We start from the raw sequence: 15,720 nt of genomic DNA on the forward strand, positions 1-15,720 counted from the left end.
GGTGCTCAAAGATGCTCTATCCCGATACCGTCGAAGCCGAAATCCTCGTCCACAAACCCTGGTTCGTGGCTACGATGTTCGGCGTCGTTCTGCTTCTCTTCATGGCTTTCAACATGTCGAGCACCAGCTTTGCCGAACTAATGCGCCCCGTGATCGGCGAACCGTCGGTGAGTGGCTTCTACGGCCGCTTTGCCATTGCTTTCGCCATAGCGGTGATCTTCACCTTGAACGTCGTGCTGATCGGCTTCGCGCCGCTCAAGTTCCAGATCGGCATCGTCTGGTTCGAACTGCTGCTCCTGTTCATCGCCTTCTTCGAAACGTTCCATCTCAGCCTGCCCTTTATCAGGGAGAAGCTGCCGTTCCTGATTAGCCAGGGCGTTGTCACCACACTCTACGTCTCGGCCATTTCGATCGTTATCGCTTCCGTCATCGCCGTCGCCGGTGCGGTGGCCAAGCTTTCCAGCAATGGCTTCGCCTACGCCATCGCCAGCTTCTACACCTCCTTCTTCCGCGGCCTGCCGCTACTCATGCAGGTCTATCTGATCTATCTCGGGCTGCCGCAGCTCGGCTTTGTCATTAATGCGGTTCCGGCCGGCATCCTGGCGCTATCGCTCTGCTACGGCGCCTACATGACCGAGATCTTCCGCTCCGGCATACAGAGCATCGATCGCGGCCAGTGGGAGGCGTCGCGCTCCATGGGCTTCGGCTTCACGCTGACCATGCGTCGCATCATCCTGCCGCAGGCATTGCCGGTCATCATTCCGCCAACGGGCAACCAGTTCATCTCGATGCTGAAGGATTCCTCGCTGGTCTCGGTCATCGGCGTGTGGGAGCTGATGTTCCTGGCGCGCACCCTCGGACAGAAGACCTTCCAGCACATGGAGATGCTGATCTCGGCAGCCATGATCTACTGGATGCTGTCGATCTGCCTCGAACTGGTCCAATCGCGGATCGAACGGCATTACCACAGGAGCAAGGTGCGATGAGCGCTCCGGCCATCATTGAAGCCAAGTCCGTTTCCAAATGGTACGGCCAATTCCAGGCGCTGAAGAACATCAACCTGATCGTCCACAAGGGCGAGCGGATCGTGATCTGCGGGCCCTCGGGTTCCGGCAAATCAACGCTCATCCGCTGCTTCAATCGCCTGGAGGCGCATCAAGAGGGCGACATCGTCGTCAACGGCGTTGCCTTACATGGCAAGATGACCAACGTTGCCACCGTGCGCTCCAACGTCGGCATGGTCTTCCAGCACTTCAACCTGTTTCCGCACATGACGGTGCTGATGAACTGCATGGCCGGCCCAATGTGGGTGAAGGGCGTATCGGAAAAGCAGGCGCGCAAGACCGCACTGAAGTTCCTTGAGCGGGTCCGCATTCCCGAGCAGGCGAACAAGTTCCCCATCCAGCTGTCCGGCGGACAGCAGCAGCGCGTGGCGATTGCCCGCAGCCTGTGCATGGAACCGGCTGTCATGCTGTTCGATGAGCCGACCTCCGCCCTCGATCCGGAAATGGTCTCCGAGGTGCTAGAGACGATGACGGGATTGGCTCGGGACGGCATGACCATGGTGTGTGTCACGCATGAGATGGGTTTTGCGCGTGCGGTTGCCGACCGGGTGATCTTCATGGACGCTGGGCAGATCGTCGAGGAGGGCACGCCCGACGGGTTTTTCGGCCACCCGCGCCATGATCGAACCAAGTTGTTCCTCAGCCAGATACTGAAGCATTAAACTTCCAGAAAAAAGCTGCGTGGATGCGCTGGACGAACGGCCCGTGCCTTTCCTCAACCAGCAGCGCGCGGGTGCCGCCGATCCTTGCGGATCGTGTCTGCCAGCGCGACGCTGACGTCGGACGCTTTGCTAGCCTCAATGCCAATCACCAAGCTGCTCAACAATATCGATGCGGTAGGCGCCGGATTTTGCGTACCCACAGTGTTGCCGATGCCTTGCAAGTCAGCCGGGGAACCATTGAAAATCCTGGCCGTTACGGTGGTCCTGGTCCGCGCGAGAGGGCACTTTGGAAACAGATGATGCATCACCGATCACTTCTGGCGTCGAGGGTCTCGATTACATCCTGAGAGGTGGTTATGCCAAATACCGGTCACACCTGATCGAGGGCAGGCCTGGATCCGGCAAGACGACGCTCGGGCTGCAGTTTCTGATCAACGGCGCACAGAACGGAGAGAGGTGCCTTTACATCACACTTTCCGAGAGCAAGCGTGAACTTCTGTCGGTCGCCAATCGTCATGGGATGTCACTAGACGGCGTAGACATTCTGGAACTGGTACCCCCGGAGCTCAGCCTCGATCCGTCTCAACGCCAGACACTGGTGCACTCCTCCGACCTTGAACTGGGTGAAACGGTCCAATCCGCACTGGATGAAATAGGCCGTCTTAAGCCGGATCGTGTCGTTTTCGACTCCCTGTCGGAGATACGCCTCCTATCCCAGGGCTCCTTGCGCTACCGGCGGCAGGTGCTGGCGTTGAAGAGCTTCTTCCTTCTTAACGACGCAACGGTTCTGCTCCTTGACGACCTGACCGCCGAATTTGACGATTTGAACCTGCATTCTATCAGCCATGGGGTCATTCGCATGGAGCAGCTGTCACCCGTGTATGGGGGGGAACGCCGCCGCTTGCGGGTCATCAAGATGAGAGGTGTGGAAATTCGTGGCGGATACCATGACTTTGTCATCCGGCCAGGTGGGGTATCGGTCTTCCCCCGGCTCGTGGCCGGCGAACACGACGAAGGGAAGCAGGGCCCGCCAGCCCTAAGTGGCACTTCCCTCGACAATCTATTGGGCGGCGGGCTGTCACGAGGCACCAGCACCTTGTTGATCGGGCCATCAGGTGTAGGCAAGTCTACGATTGCTTCAACATTCTGCCACGCCGCGCTTTTGAGCGGCGAGACGGTGCTGGTGCTTCTTTTCGATGAAACGAAGCGTATCTTCCTGGCGCGCGCAGCCGGGCTTGGATTGGACCTGGAACCGTTCATCAAGAGTGACATGCTTCTCCTGGAGAAAGTCGAGCCTGCTGAACTGTCACCCGGAGAGCTGTCGTCTCGGATCCAAGCCGCCGTGGACCATTCGAATGCGCGGCTTGTGGTGATCGACAGCCTAACCGGCTACTTGAATGCGATGTCCGAGGAACAGCATCTGGTGTTGCAAATGCACGAGATCCTTACCTACCTCAATCAAAAAGGCGTCGTCACAATCCTTCTGCTCGCCAACCACGGATTGCTCGGGCAAATGGTGGCGCCCGTGGACATGACATACCTCTGCGATTCGGTCATGTTGTTGCGCTTCTTTGAGAATGACGGGAGGTTGAGGCGCGCGATCTCAGTAGTGAAAAAGCGCGTCGGCGCCCATGAAGACACCATTCGCGAATTCAAGATCAGCCCCGCCGGCCTCGCCGTGGGGGAACCTCTTGAACAGTTCCGAGGCATCCTGACGGGGGTGCCCTCCTATCAGGGCAAGCAGGGCGATCTTCTCAAAGATAAATCATCGTGATGGCAACGGATCCCGGAGTGCTCATCCTCTCACCGACCGGCCGTGATGCAAAAATCGCGGCATCAATCCTCGCGTCGAAGGGCATTGTAACGCATGTCTGCAGCACTCTTGCTGAGACGTTGCCGCTGCTGGATATGGCACAGTGCCTAGTCGTTGCAGAAGAAGCATTGCTCACTTCGGATCGCAATCCATTCGCCGCCTGGCTTGAAAGCCAGCCGGCCTGGTCTGATTTTCCGATCGTTCTGCTCACGATGCGTGGCGCTGAGTTCGACGAGCGGCTGAGATTTCTCGACCGCTATCTCATCGTTCTGGAGCGGCCGTTTCTGGCATCAAGTCTAGCCAACTCCGTGCGTTCCGCGCTGCGCGCCCGCACGCGGCAGCTCGAAGTCAAATCCTTGCTCGAGCACAAAGAGGAAGTGGCGCATCGTCAGAAGCTGTTGATCCGGGAGCTTCATCACCGCGTCAAGAATACTCTCGCTAATGTGAGAGCGATGATGGGGGCAACAGCCCGCTCAAGCAGCAATGTGGATGATTTCGTGCGCAATTTCTCGGCCAGGCTGGTATCTCTGGCTGACACCCATTCGATGCTGACAGATGATTATTGGCAGACCGCATTTCTGCACAAATTGCTGGAAACCGAGCTTCGGCATTACGACACGACGGACAGGTCACGCATTCTCTTGGAAGGGCCTGATGTCGCGCTTGTCGCGGATCTCGCAATACCCGTGGGCATGGCTTTCCATGAGCTGGCGTCGAATTCGTCGAAATTCGGAGCGTTGTCCTGGCCTCGGGGACGGCTTGAGGTACGCTGGTCGGTGGCGCAATTCAAAAATGCTCAAGTGGTTCATCTTGACTGGCGTGAACGCGATGGCCCTGAGGTGCACCCGCCCCAGCGAAGTGGTTTTGGCACAATCTTGCTAGAGAGGGTTGTCGCCGTGCAGTGCGACGCAAAGGTTGAGCTGCAATACCACCCCAAGGGTTTAAGATTTGCAATGGACTTGCCCCTTCGGGACACCAGGCTTGTCCCTGCCTACTAGTCTGCGCGGGCCGTTTCGGGGGCGCCCTATTGGCGGCAAAAGGCCTATCTGGCGAGCAATCGCGGGGACTTTGCATCTCCACACTATTAGAGCTGGGAGCGAAACCTGCTCGCAAAGTAATCGGTGACCTTTTCGCTCACCGGACGTGCTTGCCACTCTTCCAGACTGACTGGCCTTGATCGTTTCAGGTCCTCGTTGAAGATGTCTATTTGCGTTCGCGCGAATTCCATGCCGTAGACGTTCAGACTGGCCTCATCGTTGAGGCGCAAGGAACGCTCATCCAGATTGGCCGAGCCAACGCTCACCCAGACATCGTCGACGATCAAAAGCTTGGGGTGGTACATTGTGGGTTGAAACTCAAAAATGCGCACACCGGCTTTGAGCAATTCGCCCCAGAAATAACGTGAACCCTTTCGCACTATGGGCACATCCGTCAGCCAATTGGGAACGATGACATCGACCGAGACGCCTCGCTTCCTTGCATCAAGAATCTGCTGCAGGGCTATGTCGTCGGGCACGAAGTAGGCCATGCCGATGCGCAGATGATCCTTGGCCGCGGCTATTGCTGCCAACATCATCAACTCCATGTTCTCCGAGCCGTTTGGCTGCGAAGAAAGTATCAACTGGGCATCGAGCCCACCAGCGGGCGCAACTGCAGGGTAGAACTTTCCGCCCTGCAATGTCTCGCCGGTCGTCTCAAGCCAGTTTTCCGCGAACGCCGCTTGGAATGCGGACACGGCGGGTCCTTCGATCCGGTAGTGCGTGTCGCGCCATTCATTTGAGTTGCGTGCGTTCCCGCGCCAATTATCGGCAATGCCGGCGCCGCCAGTGAATGCTATCCGGCCATCGACGATCAGCAGCTTGCGATGAGTTCGGTTGTTTACACGGTCCAACGTATACCAGCGTAAAGGCCGATAGCGTTCGAACCTCACACCGGCAGTGGTCATGATGTGGATCAAGTCCTCGTCGAAGGGAAGGCTGCCAACCCAGTCGACGTTCACACGGACTTCGACGCCTTCGCTGGCTTTCGCCGCCAATGCGATCGCGAACTCGTAGCCGATGGCTCCTGACCAATAAATATATGTCTCCATGTCGACGCTGGATCGAGCAGCCCCGATTGCTTGCAGCATTGAGGGAAATATTTCGTCTCCGTTGATGAGAGTTTGGACCGCGTTGGAATCGAACATCTGCCCTTGCGAATAGCTGCTCATCGTCTCGGAAAATTGGGGATCCGTAGCGTCGAACCGATGGGGGACGATTGATCGTAGAACGCGCGGCTCTGGAGTAAGATTTATGATCAACACCGTGAGCAGGCTGGCCATGGTGGCGATGGCCAGATAGATGAGCACCTTTCGCCAAAGCTCAATGCCGGAGGTCTTCTTGCGGGCGCCTGACGCGACGGAACCGAAAGGCTGCACGTCAATCGCCCCGCTGCTGGCGATGGCGATGCTTTTCGATCTCCTCGGGCTCTTCATCATCGATCCGCGTGATTGCGGCTCCGTGCCAATCCAAGCTCTGTCGCTCGAAGATCATCCAAAGAATTGCGTAAGCCAACAAGATCAGGAACGCAGCGGGACGAGAGGTCAATGTGCCAATTGAGGTAAGCACGCTTGTGACCGTATGATTTGCCATTCCAAAGAACTCGCGGCAGTGCCCCTGGTTCCCATGAGGCATCATACCGCCCCGCCGTGCCTACAGTGGCTTATGGGTAGGCCACTTGAGTACATCGCCCAGTCGTTACTTTCGATCGAGCACCTTTCGGACCTTCTCGGCCAACTTGTCGATCGTGTAGGGTTTCGTCAAAAGCTCCGTTCCAAAATCGAGCGTGCCATTGTGACAGCGATACATTGTCCTGCCCATTCGTTCGAGCATCAAAAATCCCGGAGCATTCTGGCAGCCTGGAAAATGCGAAAATGAATTCGTGGTCCAATGCCGTCGGTATTTAACTTGGGCGATGCAGCTATGTTCCTGCTTTTGCAAAAATTGCGCAGCCTCGTACGCGATGCAAGGTGCGTCTGTCCGTGTCGCCGGCGGAATATCCGCTGCCGAGATCGTGTTACCTATTGTGATACGTATTGTGATACAAACGACACCCGGCAAGATGGAAAATGTAACAAAAACAGCTAGTGACGGGCTGAGTGATCCCAGCCAACGGTGCCATCGGTTTTCCAGTAAGTAATTGAATTTATTGTGAAAGTTTACCCTTGGCGACAAAATTTTTATCACAGTAGGTCTCACAATATTTATCATAAATAGTAATTGGGCGCGCTCGGAACGCGACGCGAAGTGATTGATACCAAAAAGTTTTTTGCGACACGCGATGATCATTGTCGGAAACCGCCAGTCTTGGCGAAGAAAATCGCACCGGAAAGGCTTCGATGGGCCGCTTCCCGTCTACCGTGGGAGCCGATGGATGGCATCAGGCGCACCCGTCGCTGGATTGGGACTTGGCGGGTGCGTCCCATCCAGACAGCCATGCCGGTGCCGTTTGACACTCATTGCGGATGGCTCGGCTCTGAGGTAATTTAGATCCTGATCGGATGGGAAAGTGCCTGCTGTCGCGACGGTTTTTTGTTTTCTGTTCCTGTCTCGGCTGATTGTGAGCTCTTTAACAGCCTTGATACCGCAACCTTGGGGGCTTGTGGTCATCAGGTAGCGACGGTGGAAACAGGCCATGCTCCGACTTTGCGGATTCATCGCGGTCTTCTTCGTAGCGGCCCTTACGACCTTCGATGCGTCGGCCGATCGACGGGTCGCCCTGGTGATCGGCAATTCCGACTACCGGCAATTCCCGGCGCTGAAGAACCCGGTCAAGGATGCCGAGGACGTCTCCAAGACGTTTCGACTGGCAGGGTTCGAAGTTTTCGTTGCAAGCAATCTCACCAAGCTGCAGTTCGAAGAGCAGTTCCGCAATTATCTTGCCGCGATCGATGGCGCCGACCTCGCCGTCGTCTACTATTCCGGTCACGGTTTCCAGATCGGCGGCGAAAACTTCCTGATTCCCGTCGATGCCTCGTTGAAGCAGGCTGCGGACATCGAGGTCCAGGCCATCAAGCTCAACGATGTCCTGGAACAGATGCGTTCGAAATCGAAGATCCAGGTGATCGTCCTCGATGCCTGCCGCAACAATCCGTTCCCGCGCAAGAATTACTGGCTGAGAGACCAGCTTATCACCGGAGGCAACGCCGGGCTCGCGCAGGTCAGAAGCTCGCTGAACACGCTCATTGCCTTTGCCACCGAGCCTGGGGCGGCGGCCTATGACGGCAGCGGCGACCTCAGTCCGTTTTCGGCGGCGTTTTCCCGTCGCGCGCTGGCCCCGAACCAGGAGATCCGCACGGTCATGGCGGCGGTGCGCCGGGATGTGGTGGAGGCAACAAAAGGCCTGCAGGTTCCCTGGGAGAACTCGTCGCTGATCGACGAAGTGGTGCTGATGCGCCGCAGCAACCGCCCCTCGCTGCCGCCGGTGCTTGAAAAGGTCGTGTTGTCGGGGGTCGGCCCGGTCGATTTAGGCCTGCCGGAACCGGTCGATGTCGACGGCGGAACGATCACCGTGAGCATCGAGAGACCACCTGCTCTCGGCCGCCTCATGCTGGACGGGAATCCTGTCGAGGTTGGCGAACCGATCCAGGGCAAGGACCTGCCGCGTTTGCAGATGGATGTGCCCAAGGGGGTCGACGCGCAGGACGAGGTGGATATGCTGGCCTACGCCACGCATGACAATTGGGGCGGTCAAAGCCAGGGCATCCTGGTGTTCCGGGTCAAAAGCGGCGAAGGCGCCCATGGCGAACAGGTCATGGCCTCGCTCGCGGCCGAGCAAAAGCAACAGGTGGTGGAGCGCGGCATTCATATCACAGGTGCCGCCGAGGCGATCGAAAACCGCGACATTGATGTTCCCGTTGGCGTGGGCCCGGTTGCGCTTAACCTGGATTTCCCGACCGACGATCCCGCGGTCAGTCTCAAAGTTTCGGCATATCCCGCGACAGGAACCCTTTCGCTCCCCGACAGAACCCTGTCACCTCAGTCCAGCCTGATGGCCGCTGAAGTCGACCGGCTGCGCTACGAACCTCAGATCGGAGTCGTCGCGCCGGTCGAGGTCGGCTTCGAAATCCGTGCGGACAGCGCTTCGTCCAAGCCCGCCACGATGAAGCTGTCGCCAAGCGTCGATTCGTGCGACTCCGCCGCCGGCGAGCCTCTGGACCTGCAGGGCGTCGTTCCCGGCCTGCTGCCGAACGAAATCGGCGCCAGCGCCGTGGAGGTTTGCGAAGCCGCTGTGAAGGCTTACCCCGATGTCCCACGCTTCCGCTACGAACTGGGGCGCGCGCTGCTTGCAGCCGGCAAGGTCGAGGAAGCGAAGACAGCCATCGAGGAGGCCGCCAGGAAGGGACATGTGCGCGCCGTGTTCGAGCTCGGCTACATGTATGCGACGGGAACCGGTATGGCCATCGACCGCACGCAAGCCAACGCTCTTTACGCAGCAGCATCCGACAAGGGCGATCCCTACGGCATGACGTCCTGGGGCCGTATCTTGTTCAACGGCAGGGGCGTCAAGCCCGATACCGCCAAGGGCCTGGACCTGCTGCTCAAGGCGGCGGCGATGGGGCACACCTATGCCATGAACGATCTCGCCGCGATCTTCACCGAGGGCCGCAACGGCGTGCCCGCCGATGCGACCCGGGCCGTTGCTTTCCTCGAGGCCGGCGTGCAGCGGCAGGACATGTATTCGATGAACCTGCTCGGGCGCAATTATCTCAACGGTCAGGGCGTTGAGAAGGATCCGAAGACGGCGCTGGGGCTCTTCCAGAAGGCCATGGACCTCGGCCAGCCCTACGCTCCGGGCAGCCTTGCGCGCATGTACCGGGACGGCGTCGGGGTCGAGCAGAACGTCGCCGAAGCGCAAAGGCTGTTCGAACTGGCGACCGCGCGGGGCGACCAGTCTAGTGCCTATGACCGCGCGGCCCTCGAAATGCAAAAGGCCGACAAGGCCGACCAGGCCGTCGCCGTGCGTTTCCTTGCATTCGCGGTCGCGCTCGATTTTAGCAAGGAACTGCCGGACGCCCAGAAGATACTGGCACAATTCGGGGCGAAGCCGAAAACGGCGGCGTTGAAAGCGCTGCGCCAAGAACTCAAGTCGAAGCTTCCCGCGTCCGGTTCGCTGGACGCACAACTGGTCAGCGTGGCCAGGCGAGTCTGGGAAGAAGCCAATCCGCGTCGGGACTTGTTCTGATCAACTGGGAGGCAAAGATGGGCAGGATATCGAAGCAAGCAATCATCGGAACAATTCTGTCCGGCGTCCTGGCGGGGCTCATGGGCTGCACGTCCTTGGTCCCCCAGCTTGAACCGACGCCGCTTGTGGCGAAGCCCCAGCCGAAGGTCGTTCGCACGGCGCCGCCGCGAAAGGTCGTCAAGAAGAAGATCGTCAAGAAAGTGGTCCAACCGGTTGAGGAGGTCCAGCCGGTTGAAGGGGTCCCCGTAAAGCCGCCTGTCTTTCCCACTGCGGGTGGAGGCGGAAGCGGAGGGGGAAGCAGCGGCGGTGGCGGCGGCTGGGGAGGAGGTTAACCAGTAGGTGTAAAGGGGGAGGCGTTTCCGCCGCAATCAGTAAATCCAGACGCCAAATCACACCGATCCGCCAACAAGCGCAGCTACCCCGGATGCAGCCTCCGCATCCCTGTACCCGCCTTAGCGCACCATCCCGCAACTTGAGCGCGAGCGACATTTTCACGCTTTCGCGACGACCGGCGCACCTGCTCGCCAAGCGGGTGCAAGTACTCTATGCTCCTGCCAGGTGTCGTGTCGATACGGTGGTCCTGGGCAGGGGCATTCCATGTTCGAAGTCGTCGCATTCTGGTGGAAGACGAGGCTGAAAGACCCCGCCACACGAGGTCTAGGCCTGATCGTCGCGCTTTCCGGCTTGCTGCTGCTCGGATCGCAAACCGCCAACGCCGCACCGAACTGGACGCTTGATCCCACAGCATCAGTCATCACTTACCAGTCGGTGAAGAAGAACACGATCGTCGAGACCAACAAGATCAGGAACATCACCGGCACACTTAATTCGGCGGGTGATGCCAAGGTCACATTCGACCTCAATTCGGTCGATACCGGCGTCGACTTGCGCAACGTCCGCATGCGCTTCCTGTTCTTCGAGACATTCAAGTACCCGACGGCCGAGCTGACGGCCAAGGTGGATCCCGCCGCATTCGCCGATCTCGCGACAAAGCGCAGGGTGAAGTCGACGTTGCCCTTCCGTCTCAATCTGCACGGCGTCGACAAGGACCTCGAGGCCAGCATCGTCGTCACCATGATCAGTGACAACATGGTCTCCGTCGCTTCGGAGGCTCCGGTCGCGGTTCATGTGGAGGATTTCGGCCTGCTGCCGAATGTCGACAAGCTTCAGCAGGCGGCCAATGTGACCAACATCGTTCCGACCGCGTCGGTGTCCTTCGATTTCGTCTTCACCGCTGACGGCAGCAAGCCCGCCGCCGCCCAGACCGTCGCTGCAAGCACAGCCGACGTCGGCCCCGTTGCCACCGATGCCGCGAAGGCGAATTTCAGCGATGAGGAATGCCTGAACAGGTTTACCGTGCTCTCGCGTACTGGTGCGATCTACTTCCGTCCCGCCAGCGCGCGGCTCGATGCGAAAAGCCGGCCGTTGCTGACGGAGGTCGAAGGTGTCGTCGGCAAATGCCCAAGCTTGAAGGTCGAGGTCTCCGGTTACACCGATTCCGACGGGTCGCCGGACGCGAACAAGCTGCTCTCGGAGCGGCGAGCCCAGGCGGTTGCCGACGCCCTGATTGCCGAGGGCATTCCGCGCAATCAGATCAGCGCCGCCGGCTATGGCGAAGATCGGCCGGTTGCCGCCAACGATACGCCGAAGAACAAGGCGCTCAATCGGCGGATCGAGTTTTCCGCCACCAAGCCCGTGAACTGAGGTTCCGGTGAGGTCCGATCTGATCGCCTGTTGCGGTGGCCTCTTTCGTGCCGCCGGGCTTGCCGCGCTTGCCTTGCTTTTGACTGTAACAGCCGCCAGTGCCGAGCGCCGCATCGCGCTGGTTCTGGGCAATTCCCAGTACCAGCACGCGGCGCCGCTCGCCAATCCGGTGCGCGACGCCCAGGCCATGGCCGAACGCTTGAAGAAACTCGACTTCGAGGTCTTTTCCGGCTTCGACCTGCCCAAGCTGCAAACACAGGCAACGATCGCCCAGTTCGCAAAGCAGGGGCGCGGTGCCGACATCGCCCTGTTCTTTTACGCCGGCCACGGCTTGCAGGTTTCGGGCAAGAACTACCTACTTCCAGTCGACGCCACGCTTGAGGACGAAACCTCCCTCGACTTCGAGGCCGTGTCGGTTGACTTCATTTTGCACCAGATGTCGCGAGAGACCAGCATCAGGCTGGTATTTCTCGACGCTTGCCGCGACAATCCCCTCGCGGAGATGCTGGCCAAGACCGCTGGCGGCAAAGGCGCAAGCAGCGGCCTTGCCGAAATCCCGATAGAGAAGGGCGGCGCCGGCACGCTCGTCGCTTTCGCCGCCAGTCCCAATCAACTCGCCTACGACGGGTCGGGCGAACATTCGCCTTTCACCTCGGCGCTGCTCAAGCATATCGGCGCACCGAACGTCCCCATCACCGAGGCCATGAACGGGGTCACCAGCGACGTCTTGAAGGCGACCACCGGCAAGCAACATCCCTGGATCAGCGTCTCGCTGACCACGGAGGTCGTTCTGCACAAGGTCGATCTCAATGCGCCATTGATCGTGGGCGAGGCGAGCGCGCCTCAGGCCGAAGGCGGATCCGACGCGCGCAACACCGGCGCTGCAAGCGCATCAGGCCAAAGCGACGACCAGCTTGCGCTCGATGTGCTGCGTCAGAAGATCCCTAGGCTGGCGTCGGACGCCCCGATCTTTTTCGACCATCCGATCGATTTCGGCGATCCGGCAATCGACGGCAAGAGCATCGCCCAGCTAATCAAGGGCAAACCCCTGTTCAGCCCGGTGGAGGGATTGGACAAGTCGGTATGGGAGGACAAACGCTGCGACGGCTGCCATGAATGGGACGAGGCACGGCTATGCGAACAGGCGAAAAATTTCGCCACCAACGATGCTTCCGTTTTGCGCCTGCAACATCCACTTGGAACGCGCTTCAAGGTGGCGCTTGCCAAATGGGCTCAAGGTGGGTGCAAGTAAGCATCCGCCGATTGGCGCAGCGCCTCGATCTCGGCCATCTGGATGCCCATTTCGACAAACGCGGAAAGAACGGCAAAGCGGTCCACCAGTGCGACACGCGCCAGCCCGGCCAGAACACCGGCATTGACTGCATGGGCGGCAGGAAACGTTAAGGCCGATGGTGCTTCTGCGCCGACAACAGATCCGACAATAAAGGAACCATAGTCACGCCATCCCGCCGCCCGGGCAATCCAGGCTCCCGGCGTTGTTGGCGGCGTTGCCTCTGCCTGGCTCACTGCGGCGCGATGGTGGGGGCTGTCCGGTTCACCAACCCAGTCGCGAACATAGGCGAGCAACTCGTGATCATTCCCATCGAGCAACTCGCTCAGATGGCTCAGGCATTCATGCGCCCACCAGACCGCAGCCCGATCGGGAAGCAGGTAGGCACAGAACGTGATCGCCTCTTCGGGAACGCGCCCGGCGAGCAGGTCGCGGCAAAATTCGATCGATTGCTGTTCGGTTGGAAGGGCTCTCATGTCCCGGGCAATAGCGGGACAAGCCATGAAGAGATCCTGTGCCGTTTTGAATCGGAGCTCATTGGCCATGACCGCCACGCCTTCATCGAGAAGCTCCAACCACTCAAGCCCCAGGCGCGGCGCGGGTCAAGTCTCAACCGGTGACGCTGCAACAACTGCCGGCACCGCCGCATCCCCTGGCGTTTATCGACAGACAATTGCCCCGGAATTTGGTATGATCACCACCATCGAAATCGGATGCTCAAGCAGGAGTAACCGCTATGCAGTGGGGCAGTTCAGCCTTGGTGTTGGCAGTCGTGTTTTTCTCGACTCACGCTTCCGCCGACCCTGTTCAGAAATCAGAAGACATCGTGAAGTTTTTTGCCGGCGCCGCCGACCTCGGTAAGTCGCGAGGAATTTGTGTAGGAACCGAGGAAGAGTGCAAGAGCAAGACCAAGGCAAAAGACGCGCCGGCCGAAAAATCCAGCCTCGATATGCTGATCAATTTCGGGTTGGATTCGGCGGAACTCGACGCGACAGCGCGCAGTGAACTCGACGAGTTCGCCAAGGCCTTGAAGGACAGGCGGCTGAGCACATTCAACTTCGTTGTCGAAGGCTACACCGATGCCACCGGCACGGTCCACTACAACGAAGGCCTGTCGCAACGGCGAGCGCAATCGGTGGCAGCCTTCCTGACGGCCAATGGTGTCGAGGCCGCCCGCATCAACCCGATTGGCATGGGCGAAAAGAATCCGCGCAGCCCCAATCCGTACGATCCGGCTAACCGCCGCGTGGAAATGCGGATAAAGACGCAATAGCACCTACCGCGTGCCACTGTTCCAGGAACGCCGGCGGTCAGTTCTTGAGCACGCCGCCCACAGCCACACCGGTGCCGAAGATCAGCGCCTTGGTGAGGAAGTCGTTGTTATCCCGGGGCGGCGGAAGATCATCATCCTGCCGCACCACTGTGTCCCGGTTGCGCCGCTTCTGAACGACCTGCTGTTGTTTGCGGGGTTTCTGTGCCACCGGTCTCTGCGTGCGGACCTTCTTTACCACCTGTTTTTTCGGCTGCGTCGCACGGGCCTGATCGGCAGCATATCTGGCGCGCACGGTTTCCATCATCGGATCAGTCTGGATCACCAGGAATGCAAGTTGCTCGCGTGTCAGATAGCTGGTCTGCGGCAGGCCGTTCTCCACCTGCCAAATACCGATCGCCTGGCGGGTCTGTGGGCCTATGTTTCCGTCGACGCGGCCAAGCTCGTTGCCCAACGCTTCGATGCGCAATTGCAAGTCGATGCGACCCTGGCGGTCGAGGCCAATGGCACTTTCCGTCAAGTCGGTGCCCGGTGTTTGCTTCACCTCGTCGGGGACGCCGACCGAGGTGCGCACTGCGGAGCCGGAACTGGCGTTCGCCTGGTCCGTATCGAGTGCCGCGACCTGCCGGTTCTGGGCTTCCGGGTCGTTCAATTCGTCGATGTTCAGCCGCGCCACCGTGGCGAAGCGGCCGTTTGGGAACTGCTCGAGATAGGCCTCGTAGAACGGCACCGAGTTGCGCTTGGAGGCTTCATCCCAGAGCCGCTGCTCGACTTCCCAGGAAGGCGGGTCACCAACCACCAGCGTGGGGGCGGTTGCCGCCCCGGCATTGGCAGGCTGTGCTTCAGGCGCCGCCACGACAACGGGTTTTCCAATGAAGACCTCGCGCCCCAGCGACGCGTTGTGCCAAGGCCTCTGGCGACCTTGCGTCGTCTCGGTCACTTCGCCGCGCACGCGCGTCAGCGCGCTCTGGATCTCAATGCCGGGTTCGGTCAGGTGCCTGGCGAGCGCCGTGGAGTAAGGGCTGTTGACGCCGTTGCCGTCGAAAGCGATGGCGCCCGGATCGGTTGCATAGGCGATCAGGATGCCGCCCGTGCCTACGCCGTCCGATCTTGCTTCGATCGGTGCCAGACCGGACCCCAACGAACGCGACTTCGGCAGCGAGGCGGCCAGCGTCCTGGCGAGCGGATTGTCGCGGCAGGCATCGAGTATGATCACGCCGACCGCCGGATCGGGCGGCAGCGCCGCCAAGAAGTCGTCGACCTGAATGGTGCGGGTCTTGAGATAGGCCGGCGACGTCAACTCGGCGTCGACCGGTATCACGAAATTCTTGCCGTCGACCTGCATGCCGTGCCCGGCATAAAAGATGACGGCGAGGTCGGCATCGTAAGACTGCTCTGTGAACCGGCTGATGAGGCTGTGCATGCCGGCATTGTCCTGATCCATCCCCTCGATCACCTCGAAGCCGGCATTGCGCAGCGTGGAGGCGATGAGGTGCGCGTCGTTGGCGGGGTTGGGCAAAGCGACAGCATGAATGTATTTGCTGTTGCCGATGACCAGCGCAACGCGCTTGGCGTCGGGCGTGGCTGCCTCGGCGCTGAACGCGGCAAGGACAAAAAGGAAAAATCCCCTCAGAAATACGGTCAACGCTTTCATGGACCAGCCCTCCGCCCACCAGGGCGCACTGTTATGTCTG

At 59.7% G+C, this 15,720-nt stretch carries 12 protein-coding genes; 9 read left to right on the forward strand and 3 right to left on the reverse strand.

The window, feature by feature from the left end:
* Nucleotides 1–11 precede the first annotated feature (11 nt).
* The 4 genes from EOB49_RS03900 to EOB49_RS03915 all read left to right on the forward strand — a co-directional run bounded on the left by EOB49_RS03900 (nt 12) and on the right by EOB49_RS03915 (nt 4,537).
* Entirely contained in the window at nt 12–986 is a 975-nt protein-coding gene (locus EOB49_RS03900) for an amino acid ABC transporter permease (RefSeq protein ID WP_127380199.1), read from the forward strand.
* On the forward strand, nt 983–1,726 hold the full coding sequence (locus EOB49_RS03905) for an amino acid ABC transporter ATP-binding protein (protein ID WP_127380200.1): 744 nt from the start codon (nt 983–985) through the stop codon (nt 1,724–1,726). The genes EOB49_RS03900 and EOB49_RS03905 overlap by 4 nt, the downstream gene beginning before the upstream one ends.
* Before the next feature lie 286 nt (nt 1,727–2,012).
* Nucleotides 2,013–3,500, forward strand: a complete 1,488-nt coding sequence (locus EOB49_RS03910; RefSeq protein WP_127380201.1) for an ATPase domain-containing protein — start codon at nt 2,013–2,015, stop codon at nt 3,498–3,500.
* Nucleotides 3,497–4,537, forward strand: coding sequence for a sensor histidine kinase (locus tag EOB49_RS03915; RefSeq protein WP_127380202.1), 1,041 nt, complete (start codon nt 3,497–3,499; stop codon nt 4,535–4,537). Before EOB49_RS03910 ends, EOB49_RS03915 begins: the two co-directional genes overlap by 4 nt.
* A gap of 86 nt (nt 4,538–4,623) precedes the next feature.
* On the opposite strand, the gene EOB49_RS03920 is transcribed toward EOB49_RS03915, so the two are convergent.
* Entirely contained in the window at nt 4,624–6,015 is a 1,392-nt protein-coding gene (locus EOB49_RS03920; protein WP_245463622.1) for a phospholipase D-like domain-containing protein, read from the reverse strand.
* A 1,196-nt stretch (nt 6,016–7,211) separates the two neighbouring features.
* On the opposite strand from EOB49_RS03920, the gene EOB49_RS03930 reads away from it, so the two are divergent.
* The 4 genes from EOB49_RS03930 to EOB49_RS03945 all read left to right on the forward strand — a co-directional run bounded on the left by EOB49_RS03930 (nt 7,212) and on the right by EOB49_RS03945 (nt 12,717).
* The gene (locus tag EOB49_RS03930; RefSeq protein ID WP_127380203.1) at nt 7,212–9,761 is read left to right on the forward strand and encodes a caspase family protein; all 2,550 of its coding nucleotides are present in this window, start codon (nt 7,212–7,214) and stop codon (nt 9,759–9,761) included.
* 17 nt (nt 9,762–9,778) lie between these two features.
* Entirely contained in the window at nt 9,779–10,093 is a 315-nt protein-coding gene (locus tag EOB49_RS03935; RefSeq protein WP_127380204.1) for a hypothetical protein, read from the forward strand.
* 265 nt (nt 10,094–10,358) lie between these two features.
* Nucleotides 10,359–11,465: an OmpA family protein gene (locus tag EOB49_RS03940; protein WP_127380205.1), complete on the forward strand. Its 1,107-nt coding sequence runs from the start codon at nt 10,359–10,361 to the stop codon at nt 11,463–11,465.
* 7 nt (nt 11,466–11,472) lie between these two features.
* Nucleotides 11,473–12,717 carry a caspase domain-containing protein gene (locus tag EOB49_RS03945; RefSeq protein WP_127380206.1) on the forward strand — a complete coding sequence of 415 codons (1,245 nt, stop codon included), beginning with the start codon at nt 11,473–11,475 and terminating at the stop codon, nt 12,715–12,717.
* Here the strand turns inward: EOB49_RS03945 and EOB49_RS03950 are convergent.
* A complete protein-coding gene (locus EOB49_RS03950; RefSeq protein ID WP_245466393.1) occupies nt 12,699–13,331 on the reverse strand; it encodes a hypothetical protein in 633 nt (210 codons plus the stop codon). The two genes, EOB49_RS03945 and EOB49_RS03950, sit on opposite strands and share 19 nt — an antisense overlap.
* Nucleotides 13,332–13,492: 161 nt before the next feature.
* Here EOB49_RS03950 and EOB49_RS03955 point away from each other — a divergent pair, with 161 nt between their 5' ends.
* Complete coding sequence (locus EOB49_RS03955) at nt 13,493–14,029, forward strand: OmpA family protein (RefSeq protein WP_127321072.1); 537 nt, start codon at nt 13,493–13,495, stop codon at nt 14,027–14,029.
* Between the two features lie 37 nt (nt 14,030–14,066).
* Here EOB49_RS03955 and EOB49_RS03960 read toward each other — a convergent pair whose 3' ends face one another.
* A complete protein-coding gene (locus tag EOB49_RS03960; protein ID WP_127380207.1) occupies nt 14,067–15,680 on the reverse strand; it encodes a caspase family protein in 1,614 nt (537 codons plus the stop codon).
* Between the last annotated feature and the right edge of the window lie 40 nt (nt 15,681–15,720).

The sequence above is a fragment of the Mesorhizobium sp. M7A.F.Ca.MR.148.00.0.0 genome (assembly GCF_003997735.1).
GTDB lineage: Bacteria > Pseudomonadota > Alphaproteobacteria > Rhizobiales > Rhizobiaceae > Mesorhizobium.